General features: G+C 58.8%; 16 protein-coding genes. 4 read left to right on the forward strand and 12 right to left on the reverse strand.

Translation table 11 applies throughout. The annotated features are described in order from the left end of the window. Positions 1 to 6 precede the first annotated feature (6 nt). The 3 genes from EKK30_RS14540 to eutC all read left to right on the forward strand — a co-directional run bounded on the left by EKK30_RS14540 (position 7) and on the right by eutC (position 2,963). Positions 7 to 699 carry a TetR/AcrR family transcriptional regulator gene (locus EKK30_RS14540; protein ID WP_290986199.1) on the forward strand — a complete coding sequence of 231 codons (693 nt, stop codon included), beginning with the start codon at positions 7 to 9 and terminating at the stop codon, positions 697 to 699. A 100-nt stretch (positions 700 to 799) separates the two neighbouring features. Next, positions 800 to 2,185: an ethanolamine ammonia-lyase subunit EutB gene (locus EKK30_RS14545; RefSeq protein ID WP_290986200.1), complete on the forward strand. Its 1,386-nt coding sequence runs from the start codon at positions 800 to 802 to the stop codon at positions 2,183 to 2,185. Between the two features lies 1 nt (position 2,186). Then, positions 2,187 to 2,963: an ethanolamine ammonia-lyase subunit EutC gene (eutC, locus tag EKK30_RS14550; protein WP_290986202.1), complete on the forward strand. Its 777-nt coding sequence runs from the start codon at positions 2,187 to 2,189 to the stop codon at positions 2,961 to 2,963. An 82-nt stretch (positions 2,964 to 3,045) separates the two neighbouring features. Here the strand turns inward: eutC and EKK30_RS14555 are convergent, their stop codons facing one another. Further along, positions 3,046 to 3,813, reverse strand: a complete 768-nt coding sequence (locus EKK30_RS14555) for an SDR family oxidoreductase (RefSeq protein WP_290986204.1) — start codon at positions 3,811 to 3,813, stop codon at positions 3,046 to 3,048. A 108-nt stretch (positions 3,814 to 3,921) separates the two neighbouring features. After that, complete coding sequence (locus tag EKK30_RS14560) at positions 3,922 to 5,169, reverse strand: PQQ-dependent sugar dehydrogenase (protein ID WP_290986205.1); 1,248 nt, start codon at positions 5,167 to 5,169, stop codon at positions 3,922 to 3,924. Positions 5,170 to 5,471: 302 nt separating this feature from the next. Between EKK30_RS14560 and EKK30_RS14565 the strand changes: the two genes are divergently transcribed. Further along, positions 5,472 to 7,649 carry a CHASE2 domain-containing protein gene (locus tag EKK30_RS14565; RefSeq protein WP_290986207.1) on the forward strand — a complete coding sequence of 726 codons (2,178 nt, stop codon included), beginning with the start codon at positions 5,472 to 5,474 and terminating at the stop codon, positions 7,647 to 7,649. 4 nt (positions 7,650 to 7,653) lie between these two features. Here the strand turns inward: EKK30_RS14565 and EKK30_RS14570 are convergent, their stop codons facing one another. The 10 genes from EKK30_RS14570 to EKK30_RS14615 all read right to left on the reverse strand — a co-directional run bounded on the left by EKK30_RS14570 (position 7,654) and on the right by EKK30_RS14615 (position 18,419). Continuing rightward, on the reverse strand, positions 7,654 to 8,625 hold the full coding sequence (locus tag EKK30_RS14570) for a FecR domain-containing protein (protein WP_290986208.1): 972 nt from the start codon (positions 8,623 to 8,625) through the stop codon (positions 7,654 to 7,656). Positions 8,626 to 8,807: 182 nt separating this feature from the next. After that, on the reverse strand, positions 8,808 to 9,179 hold the full coding sequence (locus tag EKK30_RS14575; protein ID WP_290986209.1) for a tRNA-binding protein: 372 nt from the start codon (positions 9,177 to 9,179) through the stop codon (positions 8,808 to 8,810). A 9-nt stretch (positions 9,180 to 9,188) separates the two neighbouring features. After that, positions 9,189 to 9,593: a tautomerase family protein gene (locus EKK30_RS14580; protein WP_290986210.1), complete on the reverse strand. Its 405-nt coding sequence runs from the start codon at positions 9,591 to 9,593 to the stop codon at positions 9,189 to 9,191. A gap of 18 nt (positions 9,594 to 9,611) precedes the next feature. Continuing rightward, positions 9,612 to 10,595: an MDR family oxidoreductase gene (locus EKK30_RS14585; RefSeq protein ID WP_290986211.1), complete on the reverse strand. Its 984-nt coding sequence runs from the start codon at positions 10,593 to 10,595 to the stop codon at positions 9,612 to 9,614. A 132-nt stretch (positions 10,596 to 10,727) separates the two neighbouring features. Further along, the gene (locus EKK30_RS14590; RefSeq protein WP_290986212.1) at positions 10,728 to 13,079 is read right to left on the reverse strand and encodes a DUF1989 domain-containing protein; all 2,352 of its coding nucleotides are present in this window, start codon (positions 13,077 to 13,079) and stop codon (positions 10,728 to 10,730) included. Positions 13,080 to 13,165: 86 nt separating this feature from the next. Then, positions 13,166 to 14,530 (reverse strand): NAD(P)/FAD-dependent oxidoreductase, encoded by a 1,365-nt coding sequence (locus tag EKK30_RS14595; RefSeq protein WP_290986213.1) that lies wholly within the window; start codon positions 14,528 to 14,530, stop codon positions 13,166 to 13,168. 54 nt (positions 14,531 to 14,584) lie between these two features. Next, positions 14,585 to 15,712, reverse strand: a complete 1,128-nt coding sequence (locus EKK30_RS14600) for an aminomethyltransferase family protein (RefSeq protein WP_290986214.1) — start codon at positions 15,710 to 15,712, stop codon at positions 14,585 to 14,587. 64 nt (positions 15,713 to 15,776) lie between these two features. Next, complete coding sequence (locus EKK30_RS14605; RefSeq protein ID WP_290986215.1) at positions 15,777 to 16,817, reverse strand: DUF3445 domain-containing protein; 1,041 nt, start codon at positions 16,815 to 16,817, stop codon at positions 15,777 to 15,779. A gap of 37 nt (positions 16,818 to 16,854) precedes the next feature. Continuing rightward, positions 16,855 to 17,820: a PDR/VanB family oxidoreductase gene (locus EKK30_RS14610; RefSeq protein ID WP_290986216.1), complete on the reverse strand. Its 966-nt coding sequence runs from the start codon at positions 17,818 to 17,820 to the stop codon at positions 16,855 to 16,857. After that, the gene (locus tag EKK30_RS14615) at positions 17,817 to 18,419 is read right to left on the reverse strand and encodes a dimethylamine monooxygenase subunit DmmA family protein (protein ID WP_290986217.1); all 603 of its coding nucleotides are present in this window, start codon (positions 18,417 to 18,419) and stop codon (positions 17,817 to 17,819) included. The genes EKK30_RS14610 and EKK30_RS14615 overlap by 4 nt, the downstream gene beginning before the upstream one ends. Between the last annotated feature and the right edge of the window lie 36 nt (positions 18,420 to 18,455).

The following is an 18,455-nucleotide window of genomic DNA, read 5'->3' on the forward strand; positions in this document are numbered from 1 at the left end:
GGGCTAATGTCGGCAGAACCTAAATCTCGAGCACGACGCGGCGTCGATCGGCTGGACATACTGGATGCTGCTTTCAATTTGTTCGACGAAGTCGGAGAGATCTCCTTCTCGATCCGCAAATTGGCTGCAACCATCGGAGTAGATCCGATGACGATCCTGCACCACTTCGGTTCGAAGGATGAACTGCTGCGCGCTGTTGCCGATTACGCATTGCGGAGTGTCGAAATGCCCTCCGCCACCAAGAATTGGCGCGCCGACTTGAAAGCAGTCGCCAACGCATACCGACTGCTCGCGCACCGGCACCCGCGCGTCTTTCCTCTGCATTTTCGCTATAACGCGACCGGTCCTGCCGATCATATCTCCAGTGAGATCGTCTACTGCGCCTTGCGGCGTGCTGGCCTGCCGGACGCATCTGCTGCGGGTCTCGGCCTTGCCTTCTATGCGTTCGTATTGGGCTTTGCGCTTGCAGAAGCCGAAGGACTTCTAAAGGCGATCGGTCCGGCCGAAGAGGCCGAACTCAATAATCTCGATCCGAAGATGTATCACGCCACCCAGGATCTCATCCCGGCTCTGAAGAACCTCGATCCGAACGCGGTCTTCAACGACTCGATCGAAGTCTTCATTTCGGGCGTCGCCGATCTCGCCAAGCTCAAGCCGCGTCTCGTCCCCATCCCGGAGTGCGCCGCGAAGTGCGCTTAAAAGGGTGACTTCTTAAGAAGCGAGACTCGGCAGCACGAATTGACGCTTATGCGCCGCTGACCTTATGGTGCAAGCGAGCGGTAACCTCTGGAGGCGAGCCATGTATCGGGTGCACGCGGGCGGTACGACGTACACGTTCTCTTCCTTGAAGGAGCTTCTGGCAAAGGCGACACCACCACGTTCCGGCGATGTGCTCGCTGGAGTGGCCGCTAAATCCGCCGCCGAGAACGTCGCCGCCAAGATGGCGCTTGCCGATGTGCCACTGAAGCAATTCCTGAATGAGGCGATCATTCCTTACGAACAGGACGACGTCACGCGCCTCATTATCGATAGCCACGATGCGACGGCCTTCGCGCCGGTTTCGCATATGACTGTCGGCGAGTTCCGCGACTGGCTGCTCTCTGAAAAGGCAACGCCGCAAAAGGTGTCGGCTCTCGCGCCGGGACTGACGCCGGAGATGATTGCTGCTGTCTCCAAGATCATGCGGAACCAGGATCTCGTGCTGGGAGCGAAAAAGGCGCACGTAATCACCAAATTCCGAGACACTATTGGCTTGCCGGGGCACATGTCCGCGCGTCTCCAGCCCAATCATCCGACCGACGACAAGAAGGGCATCGCAGCCTCCATGGTTGACGGCCTGATGTACGGATGTGGCGATGCCGTCATCGGCATCAATCCGGCCAGCGACAACATCGGGGCTATCACAGACCTGCTGGTGATGATGGACGACGTGATCCGCCGTTTCGAGATTCCGACGCAAAGCTGCGTGCTCACCCACGTCACCACAACCATCGATGCGATCGCAAAAGGCGCACCTGTCGACCTTGTTTTCCAGTCGATCGGCGGAACTGAAGGGGTCAATTCCTCCTTCGGCGTCACGCTTGCCCATCTCAAGGAGGGCCGCGATGCGGCCCTAAGTCTGAAGCGCGGCACCGTCGGCGATAACTGCATGTACTTCGAAACCGGACAGGGCTCCGCCCTATCCGCTGACGCGCATCATGGGTGCGATCAGCAGACGCTCGAGACTCGCGCCTATGCCGTCGCGCGACAGTTCAAGCCACTGCTGGTAAATACCGTCGTCGGTTTCATCGGCCCGGAGTATCTCTACAACGGCAAGGAAATCATTCGCGCGGGCCTTGAAGACCATTTCTGCGGCAAGCTCCTCGGGCTGCCGATGGGTTGCGATATCTGCTACACCAACCATGCCGAGGCCGACCAGGACGACATGGACATTTTGCTGATGATGCTGGGCGCCGCCGGCGTCAATTTCATCATGGGCATTCCCGGCGCAGACGACATCATGCTGAATTATCAGTCGACGTCATTCCACGACGCGCTCTATGTGCGTGAAGCGCTGGGCCTCAAACGCGCCCCGGAATTTGATGCGTGGCTGACGAAAATTGGGGTGACCGATGCCAGTGGGCACCTTGCGCCTCATCGCCCGGGCAATCCGCTCCTCTCTCACGCGCAAGCATTGGCCGCATAAGATGACAGCTGACCCCTGGGCCAACCTGAAGCAATTCACGGACGCGCGCATCGGCCTCGGCCGGTCCGGTTCGGCGATGCCTACGCACGAAGTGCTGAACTTCGCGCTCTCTCACGCGATGGCGCGCGATGCGGTGACCACGCCGATCGATTGGAATCCAATCGAGAAGGGGCTTGCCGATCTCGGCCTTGCGACGCTCCGAATCTCAAGCGCGACCAGCGATCGTTCGGAGTATCTTCGCCGTCCCGATCTTGGGCGCAAGCTGTCAGATCATTCTCGCGAAGCGCTGATGCGCGCAGCCGAGATGGAAAGCGGCCGCCCCGATCTGGTCGTTCTCGTTGGAGACGGCCTGTCGTCGATGGCGGTGGCGGCAAATACGATCCCTTATCTCGCCGCTCTACTCCCCCATGTCACGAAGTCGGGCTGGAAGCTCTCGCCCATCCTTCTTGCCGACGACGCGCGCGTTGCGCTGGGAGATGAGTCAGGAGAAATCCTTGGCAGCAAGGCGGTACTCGTCTTGATCGGCGAGCGGCCGGGATTGTCGTCACCCGACAGTCTCGGCGTCTACATCACTTTCTCGCCGCGTGTGGGCTTGAAGGATGCTGACCGGAACTGCATTTCCAACGTCCGTCAGCGTGGCCTCTCCTATGAAGAAGCCGCATTCAAGACGTCCTGGCTATTGCGCGAGGCCTTCCGTCGTGGATTGTCTGGGGTCAATCTGAAGGACGAGTCCCAGTTCTTGATAGAAGGCCATAAGGGCTCCGAGCTGATCGGATAGCTAAGCCACGAGCTATAAGCGGTCGTCTTACCGCGGATCCTCGAACGCGCGCGCAGCGCAACGCGTTCGAGAAGGCGGGAAATCAAACCGCCGTAAAGCAGTTATCGACGAAGATCGACGCCCCGTTGACGAAGCTCGCTTCGTCGCTCGCGAGGAAGAGGGCGGCGTTCGCTACTTCTTCAGGTTTGCAAAGACGGCCCTGCTGCACAGCGAGCGCTGCCTCTGACGCATCGACGCCCAGCTTCTGCAACTCGGCCACTTCGCGCAGTCCGTGCGGCGTTGCGACGAAACCCGGCGCGACGGCATTGCAGCGAATACCCTTGTCGCGATATTCGACCGCGATCGACCGGGCAAACATGTGGCACGCAGCTTTGGACGTATTGTAAGCGGTTTCAAGCGGGGTTGCCGCGATTGCCGAGATTGACGATGTGCACACGATCGATCCGCCGCCCATCTCGATCATGCCCGGCAGCACCGCTTTCGTCATGAGGAACATGCTCGTGACATTGATTCCCATCAGCCATTCCCATTCCTTCAGTGTCATCTCGAGGAAAGGTTTGATGATGATCGTGCCAGCGTGATTGAACAGCACGTTGGCCTGTCCGAGAGCCGAAGTCACCTTCTTGACTGCGTCGTTGACCTGTCCCTCATCGGCGACGTCTGCCGCAACGAACACGGCCTTACCGCCTTTCGCGTTGATCTCATCAACGACGGCCTGCCCTTCTTTCTCGCGACGGTCGATCACGCCGACCGCGGCGCCCTCGGCAGCAAACAGAAGCGAGGAAGCGCCTCCCATGCCCGTGGACCCACCTGAGATGATCGCAATTTTTCCCTTGAGCCGGTTAGCCATCTTGAACTTCTCCCTGTGTCGGCCGTCAGGGTGGACATGTAACAGAAACGGGCCGGATCATTTGATCCGGCCCGTACGATTTCTTGACATCTGCCGTCGCGGCGAGGGCTACTGGAGCGGTTTGGCGCGGGCAACGAGGTCATTGAGCGGCTCGAGCCGATAGAGCGCGGCCTCACTGTTGTCCTGCAGCAAGTAGATGTATCCGTCGGCGCCAACGGCGACATCTCGAATGCGCCCGATCTTATGATGGAGGTATCGCTCCTCCTTAACCACGCGCCCCGAATCCATGCGGAGGCGAATGAGGCACTCACCCGCAAGACCGCCGACGAGAAAATCGCCCCGCCAATCGTCGGGCATGATGTTTCCGTAGTAAGAAACAAGGTTCGCCGTCGCCAAGGACGGAACCCAGTAGTAGATGGGATCAACGAGACCTGGCGCCGACGTGCGATCGGAGATGATCGTACCGTCGTAGTTGGTGCCATAGGTTACGAGAGGCCAGCCGTAGTTGGCGCCGGCCTTGACGAGATTGAGTTCGTCGCCGCCCTTGGGTCCTTGTTCGATCGACCAAAGCTGTCCATCGCCGACGTTGCCGATCAAACCCTGCGGATTGCGATGACCGTAGCTGTAGATCTCGGGCAGCGCATCACTGCGGCCGACAAAAGGATTGTCGTCGGGTATTGAACCGTCGGTATTGATGCGAATGATTTTGCCGCCGTCATCCAGAAGGTTCTGGGCGCGCTCCATCTGAAACCGATCGCCAATCGTCAAATAGAGCATCCGATCAGGACCAAAGGCGATCCGCCCCCCGATTTGATCAAGGCCAGGCGCCGCCGGCCGGCTTTCGAAGATTACTCGCTTGTCGATAAGTTCGTTGCCCTGGAGGACGGCGCTCGAAATACGAATCGTGCCGGCCTCCGGCGTACCGTGCATGTAACTGAGGAAGATTCGATGATTGCGTGAGAAGTCGGGGTCGACCAGGACATCGAGCAATCCGGAATGACTGCAGCAAAGCACCGTCGGCACACCCCGAATGGCCGCCGGCACCAATTGATCGCCTTCGACGATTCGCAGGCGGCCCGGCCGCTCGGTCACCAGGATCCGCCCGTCTGGCAGGAAAGCCATCGACCATGGGCTTTCAAGCTTGTCGGCGATTTTGCGCGGTTCGTATGGGAAATCGCTGTCTGGTATGTCACGAGGATCTTCGGGCGAGCCAAGAGAGTCGATGTGGGGCTCTTCTGATCCGACCTCGGCTCGGGCCGCTTCGGGCGTTCCAATGAGCATGGCGGCGAACAACGCAGTTATAAAACCCGATTGAATTCCAAGACGCCTGCTCAGGGCCGATATCTGAATTTCCAATTCGCCCCATTCCCTCAACTGACGGCAATTGCCTGATTTGTGATAGTTTTAAGACTATGCAGAAACTTGGCGCGAGCAAGCCTAAAAAGTGAACGTTCAGTCACCCGCTTGGCTTAGGCGAGCTCACGTATCCTCTGCAAACGGCGACGGGCGAAAAAACCGGCGGCAGACCGAAAAGTTTCTGCGCGTGGAATGGATTATGTGGAGTACTATGCCGCACGATTTGCAGCCCGCGAGCCCAAGAAGCCACTGCCTATAAGATCGGCACTATCGGTTAACGCGGATGGCGGAGCCTCCTTTGGATGAGCCTCGGAAGGACACGGCAACCGATCGCCCTCGTGCTGGCAGCCTCGGTTCTCGCCGCTTGTGTGGCTCTTCGGATTGTCGATCCAGAGCCGGTGGCTCGCCTTCGTTTGTCTGTTTTTGACTCCTTCAACCGAATGGCGCCGCGTGCCGCCGATCCTTCGTTTCCGGTACGAATTATCGCGATCGACGAAGCTGGCCTCGCCTCAGTGGGCCAGTGGCCATGGCCTCGAACACGCCTCGCGGAGATCGTAAGCAAACTCGCTGCGGCCGGCGTCGCCTCCATAACGTTCGATATGGTCTTGGCCGAGGCCGACCGGCTTTCCCCCGATGAACTCGCACGCTCGCTGGCGACAGACCTGCAACGCGGTCCGCTGCTTGAGGAACTGAAGCAGCTACCCGCAAACGATGCTGTGCTCGCAAAGGCGATCGCTCGGGCACCGGTGGTGCTCGGTATTGCAGGCAACTCGAGTTCCGGCCGTGCTATTTCTGCTTATCCAGGATCCATTGCCTTTGCCGGCGACAATCCCTCGGTGTTCGTTCATGCATTCCCCGGCGGCGTGGAAACGCTACCGCTTTTGACCCAAGCGGCACATGGCATTGGAGCCGTGAATTGGTTGCCTTCGAGCGATCAAATCGTCCGCCGAATTCCGCTTCTCGTCTCGATCCGCGGCATACTCTACCCCTCGCTTGCGCTCGAAGCATTTCGAGTGGGGACCCGACAGTCGACGATATTTGTAAAATCCTCGGGCGCGAGTGGCCTCACCGCCTTCGGCCAAAAAACAGGAATAGAAACTCTCCGTGTCGGTGACACCATCTTTCCGACCGATGGACGCGGCGAGCTCTGGCTCAAGTTCGCGCCGGAGGATGCGCGACGCACCATTTCGGCGTTGAGCGTGCTCAACGGCACTTTCAACACCGCCGACTTGAAGGGCCGGCACGTCATCATTGGCGCGACCGCCACCGGGCTTCTCGACCTGAGAGCAACGCCGCTTGAGGCTGCGGTTCCCGGCGTCGAAATCCACGCGCAGGCGCTGGAGCAAATTCTCTCTGGCGATCATCTTGTTCGCCCTGCGTACGCCACCGGCGCCGAGATTGCATTCCTGGTTCTCGCCGGTGGCTTGGTCGCGTGGCTCGCCGGCCGGTCCGGCGCGCTCGTTGCGGCGGCAGTAGGCATTGGGGCTATCGCGACGATCGTCACCCTGTCTTGGCTTGCCTACCGTCAATACGGTTTATTGCTGGATCCTATCTATCCTTCCTTGGCGATCGCGGCGCTGTACCTGACGGTGTCGCTGACCAGCTATTTGAAGTCGGAATTTCAGCGCGCGCAGATCCGCTCGGCTTTCGGGCACTACCTCGCCGCGCCTCTGGTGGAGGAGCTTGCGCGCAGCGGAGATAAACTGAAGCTGGGCGGCGAAACGCGCGAAGTTACTCTGCTGTTCGCCGACGTTCGCGGATTTTCGAAAATATCGGAGGGCATGCGTGCGGATGAACTGATCCGCTTCGTCAATCGCCTCTTCACACCGCTGACCGAAGAGATCCTCAAGCACAGAGGAACGATCGACAAGTTCATGGGGGACGCCGTCATGGCGTTCTGGAACGCGCCCGTTGCTGATCCTGCGCATGCTCTTAACGCCTGCAACGCCGCACTCGGTATGCTGGACGCACTCGGCCGGCTAAACGCGGAGCTTGAAAAAGACGCATCTGCGGGGGGCAAGCCGTTTTCGCCAATTCGCATCGGCATCGGCTTGAATACTGGCGAATGCGTCGTGGGCAATGTCGGCTCCCCGCAGCGGTTTGATTATTCGGTGCTCGGCGACGTCGTCAACGTTGCGGCACGCTTCGAGGAAGCGACGAAAGCTTACGCGGTAAGCATTATCGTCGGAGAGCGTACGGCGGCGGAGGCTCCGCAACTTGCTATGCTCGAGCTTGGCGCAGTGACGCCGCGCGGCAAAGATCGTCCCGAGATGGTGTTTGCATTACTCGGTGACGAAGCCTTCGCCAACACCGAAAGCTTCCGGCGCTGGGAAGCCGCGCACGCCGGCTTCCTAATCGCCATCTCCGAAGGCAATGCCGATGCGATCGAGCGAATGCTCAGCGATTGTCTGCAGTTCTGTTCACCCGGCATGGCCGACTATTATCGCGAGACAGCCGCAAAAGTGTCAGCAACCGCTTGAATGGTCAACGACCTCGATTGCCCCCATCGCCATATCCGCCTCGGTGACCGCCGAACCCGCCCATACCGGCGCCGATGGCAATGCCGATGCCGGTCATGCAACCCGGGCAATCATCGCCATAACCGCCATCCCCCTTCGGCCTGCGCGTCGCGATCTTCTTTTTCGGTGGCGTCTTTTGCGGCGCCTGAGCCTTCCTCGTTTTCACGGGCGGGCCGGGAATGATCTGCGGGTGCGGATTGATGCATTTCTGCGCGGGCTCGTCAGCAAGATTGGCTTCGATGATCTGCGAGCGCGTCAACTGCGGATTGGGATCGATCGTCGGCGAGTTTATTACGAACGGAAATGCCGTATCGAAACCAACCGCATTGTTGTCGGGAAGCTTCGCCCAGTTGAACGGGCCCGTGACCGTGCCATCGGCAGCAATGTGCATCATCTGACCGGGGCGGTCGAGAACGCGGCACACATTCCTCTTTCCTGTGGCCTCGATCGCGCCTTCGTGCAGTAACACCCAGACGGACTTATCCGGCAGCACGTAAGTATCGAAGATTGTGCCGCGCACGGTGATCGAGGCGTTCGGCGTGTTGATGACGTAGGTGGGCTTGCTTGCGACGCCGGTAATGAACCGGAACGCGCCTTTCGCCATCTCCATGACGATTGAGCCTGTCTTCTTGTCGCTGTCGTAGACGAATTTGTCGAGTACGAGGCGAGAGCCCGGTCCGAGCGCGAGCTTGGTGTCATCATCGAGCTTGAACTCGCCTTGCGCGTCGGTGTTGACTTCGATGATCTCATCTTGACGGACGTTGTCTCCGCGCGAGAGCCGGCGCTCTTCCTTTGCGAAGTCCGCCATGACGATGTTGGTGATAACCACTGCATCGCCGATCCGGTCACCGGATGCCGCGAACGCAGGTCCGTACAAATTGGCCGCCATGGTGGCGGACAACGCAAACGCTAAAGGTGTCAATGAAGATCGCAGCATCTCACGGCTCCCGGCCTCGGAGTCTCAGACACGTCATGGCACCATATCACAGGCGCGCCTCTCCTTGCTCATTTAGAGAGAAAAACGCGCCCCGAGGCTGTCACCTCGGTGACAGCCGCATGTTAAATGTGTTTGAAAAGTTTTGAACGTCGCTCAGCTGACCTGGAACGGCATGCGGAATTTCAGAACAGGCGTGCGCCGTTAGGCACTTTTAGGTCTGGCGTAAACAGTACGACCTCGCCGGCGGCGTCAGGGAAGCCAAGCGTAAGTACTTCCGACATGAACTTGCCGATCTGACGCGGCGGAAAATTCACCACAGCCGCGACCTGTCGACCAACGAGTTCTTCGCACGTGTAATGTCGTGTGATCTGCGCGCTTGACTGTTTGACGCCGACGCCGTCGCCGAAATCAATCGTGAGTTTGAACGCCGGTTTACGCGCTTCAGGGTAAGGTTCCGCGGCCAGGATGGTGCCGATGCGGATATCGACCATCAGGAACTGGTCAAAAGTGATGGCTGGAGCGGCCGAAGCATTCGGATCGTGTGTAAGATGCACTTTAGTTCCTCAATCCGATTTGCCGCCGAGCTTGCCAGTCAAGAACTGCGCCTCGCCATTGCCGAAAGACCAATCCGCGTCCGTATTCGTGACGAAGTTCACCATCACGTCGCTCGGAGAGATCCCGCACTTTTCGAACAGGGCTTTTGTAAGAAGCTTGTAGAACACCGTCTTCTCTTCCGTTGTTCGCGGGCGTGTCGTCACTTGCACGAGGACCACGTTGTTGGTGCGCGGAATTCCAAGACCGGTGTCTTCGATACGAACACGGCTCGGCTCATGCTCGTGCACGATTTGATAGCGGTCACGAACCGGCACCTTGAACGCTTCGAGCATGGCGTCGTGCGCGGCATCGAGTAGAGCCGCGAGTTCATCGTCGGTGCGCCCTTTGATGAGGTCAAATCTTAGAAACGGCATCGTCGATCCTTGCTTGAATTACTTTGAGACGTCGACGATCACGCGACCGCGAATCTTTCCATCGATCAGATCGCGCGCGGCATCGATGGCATCCGAAAGCGGGATGGTGCGGGTCATGCCATCGACCTTGTTGAAATCGATTTCGCTTGCCAGTCGCTTCCACGCTTCGGTCCGATCGGCCAGTGAGCGGTAGACGGAATTGATGCCGACGAGAATAACGCCGCGCAGAATAAAGGGGGCGACGCTCGCCGGAAAGTCCAATCCCTGTGCCAAACCGCATGCGGTGACGACGCCGTCGTCCTTCATCTGGGCGCAGACATTAGCGAGCGTATGACTACCAACGCTATCCACCGCGCCAGCCCATCGTGCCTTCTGCAAGGGCCGCCCCGCTTCTGAGAGTTCTTTGCGCTCGATGATCGTCTTGGCGCCGAGGCCCTTTAGGTAATCTGCTTCTTCCGGCCTGCCGGTGGATGCGGCGACGTCGTAGCCCAAACGCGATAGAAGAAGCACGGCAATGCCGCCGACACCGCCTCCCGCGCCGGTGACGATCACTTCGCCCTTATCGGGAGTGACGCCCTGCTTTTCCAGCGCCATCACGCAAAGCATGGCCGTATAGCCTGCTGTGCCGAGCGCCATAGCGTGTGCAGCGCTCATCCCCTTCGGAAGCGGTATCAGCCAGTCGCCTTTGACGCGTGCATACTCGGCCAAGCCACCCCAATGATCTTCTCCGACGCCGAAGCCATTGAGGATGACGTGGTCGCCAACCTTGAAACGTGGGTTTGAGCTCTCTTCGACAACGCCCGCAAAGTCGATCCCCGGAACCATGGGATAGGATCGCACGACCGGCACTTTGCCCGTAAAGGCAAGACCATCTTTGTAATTGAGCGTGGAATGGCTCACGCGAACAGTGACATCGCCTTCGGGTAGATCCGACTTTTCTAGCTTTGCTAGTCGCGGTCCTGACCGCTCGCTGCTTCTTTCAAGGAGAATGGCTCTGAACATCTTGCGTCTCCTAGGCGGCTGCGCTTGTCGGCGCGTTTACCCTCAGGAGGTACGCGATGCAACACACAGCCGAAATAAAAACGCGGCCGGATTGGCTCCCCGGCCGCGTTTGCATGCGTGCTATGTGCGAACTTACATGCGGACGCGCTCTTTCTTCGGGTCGTAGAACGGGAATGGCACGACCGTCGCCTTGAAACGCTTTTGCATGCCGTCGAGACGGCCGATTTCAAGGGCGGTCCCATTCTCCGCGTGGACTGCTTCCACCCGTGCAAATGCAAGAGTCTTCTTGAGCAGCGGCGAACGCATGGCGCTCGTGACGATGCCGACCTGCGCGCGCCCGATGTAAACGGGATCGCCATGCGACGGCTTTTCGTTGCCTTCGATTTCGAGACCAACGAGCTTCCTCAGCGGGTGCGCGCGCCGGTTCTCGATAGCAGCCTTGCCGATATAGTCCTCTTCCTTCTTGGAAGGCACCGTGAAGCTGATTCCGGCCTCAAGGGGGTCGGTCGTTGAATCGAAGTCATGACCGCCGAATACGAGCCCCGCTTCGATGCGAACCATATCCAGCGCATCGAAGCCGAAAGGTTGGATCTTGAAAGGTGCTCCCGCCGTCATGATCGCATCCCAAACGGCAGGCGCATCCTTGGGATGGCAGAAGACCTCATAGCCAAGCTCGCCCGTGTAACCCGTCCGCGAAACCATCACCGGTATCCCCGAAACCCCGCCGATGCGTCCGACCGTGAAGCGGAAGACGCCCAGTTCCTGCATTGTCGGACGACCCGGAGGTGTCTCGACGATGGAGGCGAGGATCTCGCGGGACTTCGGCCCCTGAACAGCAACGTTGTTGATCTCCGACGTCGCTGTCTTGAGATGAACGTTGAAGTTTGTCTTGGCGAGTTGCTCCTTCAGCCAGATCAGGCTCGCGTCATCGCCCCCGATCCAACGGAAGTTGTTTTCTCCCAATCGGAAGAGCGTCCCGTCATCGACCATGCCGCCGTGCTCATAGCACATCGGCGTATAGTAGATCTGCCCGACCGACAGCTTGCGCACGTCGCGCGTGATGATGCCGTTGAGGAACTGTTCGGCATCTGGCCCGAGCACTTCCATCTTGCGCAGAGGCGAAAGGTCCATGATGACTGCGCGTTCGCGGCAGGCCCAGTATTCCTCGATGGCGCCCGCGTTGGCGTAGCAATGAGGAACCCAGAAACCGCGATAGTCGCCGAAGTTGCGGGTGAGGGCTGACGTGCGCGGGTGAAATCCCGATTCTCTTGTCAGCTGCATTGGTGCATCCGGTGCCATTCTGTATCCGATCGAGCGCTTAAACGGGGTGTCTTTGGGGTAAACCCGAACGTGTATCTCCGTGAGGTTCCAGCCGTTCGACGCATCGATGTCGGCCGGGCAGGAAGAGGTGCCGCAAACGAGATCCGTCAAGGCACGCATCATCACGTAGTCGCCTGGACGCGACCACGGTTCGTCGGACCAGATGTTGTTGTGGCAGTCGACGTTCGTGTTGAAGAAGAAGTTGATCGCGGGCCAGCCTTTGTAGCTGCCTATCGGATAGTCCTTCAGCGCATTGTTGAAGTTGTCCGAGCAGTTCGGATGACCGAAGTAGCCCATATCCTCGTAATAGCGGGTCGTGCATGCGAGATTGAACGTGTCGTGCCGGCCAACCGTATCCTGCACCACTTCCACCAACGCATTGCGGTCGCGGTCGAAGAACTTGGAGAACAGACCGGGCTTCGGATAAGCCATGCCCGTCATCGTTCGCGTGGTCGTGGCGTCAAGTCCAAGGACGTTGCCCTTGTCGAGTTCCTTGCGATTGAATGCCAGGAAATCCGAGCATTGCCGGCCCTGAATGTCGATGATCTGAATGTATTCTCCCTCATGCACCTCGAAGCTCTCCGCGCTCGCGATATTGATGCGAATGTCGAGACGGGGCTCCGCGATCGGATCGGGGAGTTTCGCTTCGTTGAGAAGCTTGGGATTTGCGCGCTGAATGAAGACCAGAACATCCGTAGCGGGGGTTTGGTCCCATACAACCATCGGCTCCGCGGGCGCGCCGAGCACGAGCAGGACTGACTTTTCCGCCTGCAGCGACACGAGGTCTCCAGGAACCGAATCTGCACCCAGAACTGTCGCAGCCTTGACGCGGCCGAGGTCGAGGCCGCGACGAAAGAGACCGAAGCGAACGCGCTGCGCGTCCTCACTGTCGGCATCGAGCGCCTTCTGTATCCCTGTCGGCTTGCCCTTGCCTTTGAGACCGATCGCGCCGAGGTCACTTTTGCCGCCAGGCGCAAAAGCAACGATCTCGACGGTCTGTCCACCTTCCAGCGGACTGATCTCCATCCAATCGCCTTTGTCGAGTTCGTACACGGCCGTGCCGCCGCCCTTCAGGACGTAACGCTCGACGCCAGGCAGAAGGGAAGATTGACCCGGAACGAAGAGTTTCGGCCGTGCGGGGGACGTCAGAACATTGTCGCTCATGGTGTCCTCGTCTCGCTGAAAGCAATCGAGGGGCTGACCGCACCTGTGCGGTCAGCCCACGATCGATCGTTGCTTCTCGTTTTCGCCTACTCGGCGGCGACCTTCGCGCCCGGCTGATTGAGGAACGCTTCCATCGAGTCATCGAGCGCCCGCATCCACGGCGTATGGTGGACAGGCGCCAGCGTGCCCGTCAGCACCGATTTGTGCGAGCGGTCGCGGTAGGTGAGGATGTCCTCCATCTTGTGGTGCTCCCACTCCTTGAACATCTTCGCGACGGCGTCGACATCAAGGCGCGGATAGTCGGTCGGAGCGAGCAGATCGCGCATATATTCGGTCTGGAAGTCGATTGCGCCTTCCGCATCCGGAATGGCTTCTTCCATGACGGTCCACTTGTGAATGTCTTCCATCATGGCGGCCTTCGACGGCAGCTTGATGCGCCCGAGCACGACGTCGCGGGCATACCATGCTTGCGCATCGAACATGTTGAAGGTGTAGAACTGATCCTGCATGCCGATGTACATCAGCTTCGGATTATCGATCCAGAAGATGCCTTTGTAGAGGTTCGGCGGATAGAGGCGGTTGCGCGACTTGAGGCGCAACGAGTCCTCCATGAACGGGTGATGATGCAGATAGCCCGTGCACAGGATGATGGCATCGACGTCCTTCGATGTGCCGTCCTGGAAGAACGCGGTCTTGCCTTCAACGCGTTCGAGCAGCGGGCGCTCATCCATCCGCGCCGGCCATTTGAAGCCCATCGGCCGCGTGCGGTAAGAGAACGTGACCGACTTGGCGCCGTACTTGTAGCACTGGATGCCGATGTCTTCCGACGAGTAGCTGGCGCCGACGCAGAGAACGTCCTTTCCGGCGAACTCGTCAGCCGACCGGAAGTCGTGCGAGTGCAGTGTGCGGCCGAGGAACTTGGTGAGGCCGGGGAACTCCGGGATATTCGGCGTTGAGAAGTGGCCGCTGCCAGCGAAGACATAATCGAATTCTGACGAGGAAATCGTATCCGTCACAAGATCTTTGACGGAGACCGTAAATTTCTCCGTCGTTTCATCGTAGCTCACCCACCGAACCGTGTGGTTGAGCTTGATGTAGTGCAGGATGCCACTGCGCTCGATGCGGCCCTTGATGTAGTCGTGCAGCACGGCGCGCGGAGGGAACGATGGGATGGGCCGTCCAAAGTGCTCTTCGAAAGAATAGTCGGCGAATTCGAGCGCTTCCTTCGGTCCGTTAGACCAGAGGTATCGGTACATGGACGCGTGAACGGGCTCGCCGTACTCGTCCGTTCCGGTGCGCCACGTATAATTCCAGATGCCGCCGCAATCCTTCTGGCGCTCATAACAGACCATTTCAGGAATCTCGGCGCCTTTTTTGCGCGCGCTTTCGAACGCGCGCAAAACCGCCATGCCGCTCGGGCCTGCACCAATGATCGCTATCCGTTGTGCCATCTCTTGTCCTTCCGACAATGATTTATGTTCTGATCTTGAGAGTGAAGTATGGGATCAAGCCGCCTCGCGGGGATGCGTGCGCAGACGAAGCGGATCGTAGAAGGGCATCCTCACGACCGTGGCAGGGAAATCGCCCTTGTCGTGCACAACGAGTTCGGTGCCGAGCTTCGTGAAAGCCGGATCGACCTGCGCCATCGCCAACGATTTCATCAGGTATTTGCTGTAGGTCGTGCTGGTCACGACGCCGACTTCCTTGCCATTCGCGGTGATTTTTGCTCCCGGCTCAATCGCGCGGTCAGTATCGACCTCCAGGCCGGTGACGAAGGAACGCTCCTTGCCCTTCTTCTCCGCCAGCGCCTTCTTGCCGATGAAATCAGGCTTCGACAAATCGACGGTCCAGTCGGCGCGAACCTCCCACGGCGTCGTGTCTTTGTGCGGCATCTCGTAGGGGAAGAACAGAAGGCCGCCTTCGACACGAACGATGTCGAGACAGGCCCATGAAACGGGAATGAGCCCCTTGTCCTTGCCAGCCTCAAGAATGGAATCCCACATCTTGTGCGCGTCGGCGGCCTTGCAGAAGACTTCATAGCCGCGCTCGGCAGAATAGCCGCCGCGCGCGAGGCGAATCGGCGTTCCGAAAAGCGTCGTCGGCTCATGTTTGAAATAGCCGAGGCCGGCGAGGTTCATCGGCGTATGCGGCGCCAGAATGTCGAGTGATGCAGGTCCCTGCAGCGCCAAGATGTGGACGTCGTCGTCCTTCTCGACCTTCACATCGTATTTCGGCGCGAGGCTGAAGATAACCTCTTCGAGCGTGCCGGCGCCGTGCGAAAGCCGGAACTCTGTCGGGCTGTCGATGTAGACGAGTACGTCGTCGATCAGACCACCGTTTTCGTTGACGATGTTCGAGATGTGGGAGTCGCCCGGCTTCGCTTTCGAGATGTCCGAGGTCAACATGTAGTTCAAAAGCTTCTGCGCATCGGGACCCGAAACGTTGATGATCTGAAGAGACGAGACATCGAACAGTCCGGCGCGATTGCGCACGGCTTCGGTCTCGAAATAGGGATCCGTTTTATAGGTCTGCGGCAGTGGCATGTTGTTCCACGAGACCGAGTCGAGATCGGCGCCGTTGGCCCGGTGGCGATCATTCAGAATTGATTGCCGGGGCAGGTGGGCTAGCGACATTGGGCATTACCTCTTGCTGTTTTTCTGAACTGGTTGTGGGGTGGATGCTCTGAGTTGACCGCGATCAATCCGGTCCATTGCCTGGCGTAGTCGGTGCGCCGTCGTCATATTTCTCGAGCCAATCGATCGCGGTTTGGCGATAGCGGCTGAGACCCTTGTAATCGACGAGCTCCTGCGGCAACGACTTGAGCACACGCGGCAGTCGGCGACCCCATTTGGGCACGGTGACGATTTGCTCGAGGCTCATGAGATATCCGCGGATCGAGAACAGGATCGCGTTGGAGCGCGGCAGGCGGAAAAGGCCCTGCATTTCGACGCGCAGATGCACCTTTTTGCCAACATTCTCGGGTGTGACCGTGGTGCGGTCCGTACCCCACTTCGGATAGTTTTCAGGTGAGGTGTCGAGACGAGGATTTATAGTCATCGTCCAGTTGAGCCGACGAACCGGTTTACCGATCTGCAGGTTGAGAAGAAACTTCAAAGCTCTCTCGAAAACGCCAGCTTCATGGGCAAGCGGAACCGGAGCGTGCCATTCGAAGAAGTTCATCCCCACGTCGAAGTCGAGCGACCAGTCTGCTTGCGAGGTGATGATGCCTGCGTCCATCCACAATTGATTGTCGCGTTGGTCTTGGATCGAAAAGTCGCCCTGAACCTGGCGGCCGATGTACTCCATCGGCTCATACGGCAGAGAGTTCACCTCGCCGAAGACGAACTTCTGGTCGATCTTGAGAGGCTTGTTGATCCAGTGCCAGTGCGCACCGTCGCGATGGAGCGTGAAATGATCGGGATAATCACGCGCCAGCGCAACCATCACGAGCTCGAGCATGTCCCACTGCGCCGTCATCATATGCGGCAGAGCCTGGCAGCGACCGGGATCGTCCTGCAATACCATAGCGCGGTCGCGCATTTCCGAGACGTAGTGTTCGTCGATGTCAAACGGGAACTCTAAAACCGAACCCTTCGGACCCGGCGTATGCGGCTCGATGTTGACCGAGTATCGGTACTGATCTTCGATGAAGGGGAAGGGGAATCTACGGATCGTCGCCGGGCTATTCGTGTAGGTGAAATCGTCCCGGAACGTCTCGTCCTTGAAAATCAGCGCCACGGCTGGGTCTCCTCAAGATGCGAATTATAAGATGTTGTCAGAGGTCGAGGGTTATCGACCCGGTTTGAATGCGCGACATGCAGATCATGATCTTCTTTCCGCTGACGCGTTCGGCTTCGGATAGAAAATGGTCATTGTGCTCGATGTAGCCGTCACACGCGATCACACCGGTCTCGCATTGACCGCAAGCGCCGCCGCGGCATAGGAAAGGCGCGTCAACGCCATTCTCCTCAAGAGCTTCGAGAATGCTCTGATGACCTTTGACCATGATTTCACGCCCGGTCTTGGCGAGCTTGACGATAAACGGAGTTCCCGACGGCGGCGCGGAGAACTGCTCGTAATGGACGTTTTCATCAGGCCAGCCGAGAAGCTCTGCAGTCTGTAGTGCCCAATCGATCATTGGCTTGGGACCACAAACGTACATGTGCGAGCCAAGCCGCTGTTCGCCGAGGATCGTCTGGAGCGGGATCATCTGACCCTGATCCTGACGATAGATATTCACGCGAGAGCCATAGCGCGACTGGAGATATTTGCAGTAAGCGCCTTCCTCGAGCGAACGAACTCCGTAATGCAGCTCGAAATCCGAACGAAGCGAGTCAAGATCATTCATCATCGACATGAACGGCGTGATGCCGATGCCGCCCGCGAGCAGCACATGCTTCTTTGCAAGCTTCGCCGGCGGAAAGAGATTGAGGGGCTCACTGATCTCGAGCTCCGTGCCGACAGCCACGTTTTCGTGCATGAACTGCGAACCGCCGCGGGAATCCTTGCCGCAATGCAGGACGCTGATCTGATAGCTCGATGTATCCGTCGGCGATCCCATGAGCGAATAGGGGTTGCGCATCATCCGATCGCCGGAATGCATGACGACTGAAATGTGCGAGCCGCCGGAAAATTCCGAAAGCGGCGCGTTATCGATATCGACGAAGCGAAAGCGCTTAATCCGGGCAGCGACCTGCTCAACCTCGGCAACGCGAACGCGGCGAAGAAGTGAACCGCTCATTGATAGATAGCCTCCGTCGGTGGCACGTCGCCAGGGATTTCGGCGTCGATGCAGACGCCCTGGAATGCCGCCAAGCGGCGCGAGTAGTGATCGCGGACGAAGAGGGTCAGCCCGCAATGCGTGCAGGTCACCGGGTTGGTCGTGACATTTTCGATGAAGCCCTTGCAGTGCACGCATTGGACGCGGCGCATCAGCGAGCCGCGATGCTCAGTGCGGATCGACAAGTGATCGATGCCATAATCGGCGGCGGCCTGAACGACAGAGCCGATGAGCGGCTCGGTTCCGGCTGCGTAAAGGCGGAGGCCCATAGGGGCGTCGTTGAGCACTTCACGCAAGCGGCCGATACCGGAGGAAAGGGTCGGCAGGAACTCACAAGCGGCCGGCGCGAGCTCTTTCTTTAATGTTTCCATCTCGGAAGTGCTCAGCGTATCGGCGACGAAAACCGTCGAGCGCTTTGCAAATGGCGGCTCGGCGCGAGCGAAGAGTTCGGAGACAGCAGCGGCTCCGCCCTTGTCGCACACGATGAGATTGATCCGGGCGTTTAGGTCGGGACTAAGGCCAGGATAGACCGGCCGGCTTTTGATCGTGATAGGCGTCATCAAGTGCTCCTCGATCCGAACGGCTCCCAACGGGGA

This window comes from Hyphomicrobium sp., assembly GCF_003987855.1.
Taxonomy (GTDB): Bacteria; Pseudomonadota; Alphaproteobacteria; order Rhizobiales; family Hyphomicrobiaceae; genus Hyphomicrobium_B.

Bases quoted from the DNA above. Each gene is read 5' to 3' on its own strand.
- EKK30_RS14540 (WP_290986199.1), top strand. From the start codon at position 7: ATGTCGGCAGAACCTAAATCTCGAGCACGACGCGGCGTCGATCGGCTG.
- EKK30_RS14545 (WP_290986200.1), top strand. From the start codon at position 800: ATGTATCGGGTGCACGCGGGCGGTACGACGTACACGTTCTCTTCCTTG.
- eutC (WP_290986202.1), top strand. From the start codon at position 2,187: ATGACAGCTGACCCCTGGGCCAACCTGAAGCAATTCACGGACGCGCGC.
- EKK30_RS14555 (WP_290986204.1), bottom strand. From the start codon at position 3,813: ATGGCTAACCGGCTCAAGGGAAAAATTGCGATCATCTCAGGTGGGTCC.
- EKK30_RS14565 (WP_290986207.1), top strand. From the start codon at position 5,472: ATGAGCCTCGGAAGGACACGGCAACCGATCGCCCTCGTGCTGGCAGCC.
- EKK30_RS14570 (WP_290986208.1), bottom strand. From the start codon at position 8,625: ATGCTGCGATCTTCATTGACACCTTTAGCGTTTGCGTTGTCCGCCACC.
- EKK30_RS14580 (WP_290986210.1), bottom strand. From the start codon at position 9,593: ATGCCGTTTCTAAGATTTGACCTCATCAAAGGGCGCACCGACGATGAA.
- EKK30_RS14585 (WP_290986211.1), bottom strand. From the start codon at position 10,595: ATGTTCAGAGCCATTCTCCTTGAAAGAAGCAGCGAGCGGTCAGGACCG.
- EKK30_RS14590 (WP_290986212.1), bottom strand. From the start codon at position 13,079: ATGAGCGACAATGTTCTGACGTCCCCCGCACGGCCGAAACTCTTCGTT.
- EKK30_RS14595 (WP_290986213.1), bottom strand. From the start codon at position 14,530: ATGGCACAACGGATAGCGATCATTGGTGCAGGCCCGAGCGGCATGGCG.
- EKK30_RS14600 (WP_290986214.1), bottom strand. From the start codon at position 15,712: ATGTCGCTAGCCCACCTGCCCCGGCAATCAATTCTGAATGATCGCCAC.
- EKK30_RS14610 (WP_290986216.1), bottom strand. From the start codon at position 17,820: ATGAGCGGTTCACTTCTTCGCCGCGTTCGCGTTGCCGAGGTTGAGCAG.
- EKK30_RS14615 (WP_290986217.1), bottom strand. From the start codon at position 18,419: ATGACGCCTATCACGATCAAAAGCCGGCCGGTCTATCCTGGCCTTAGT.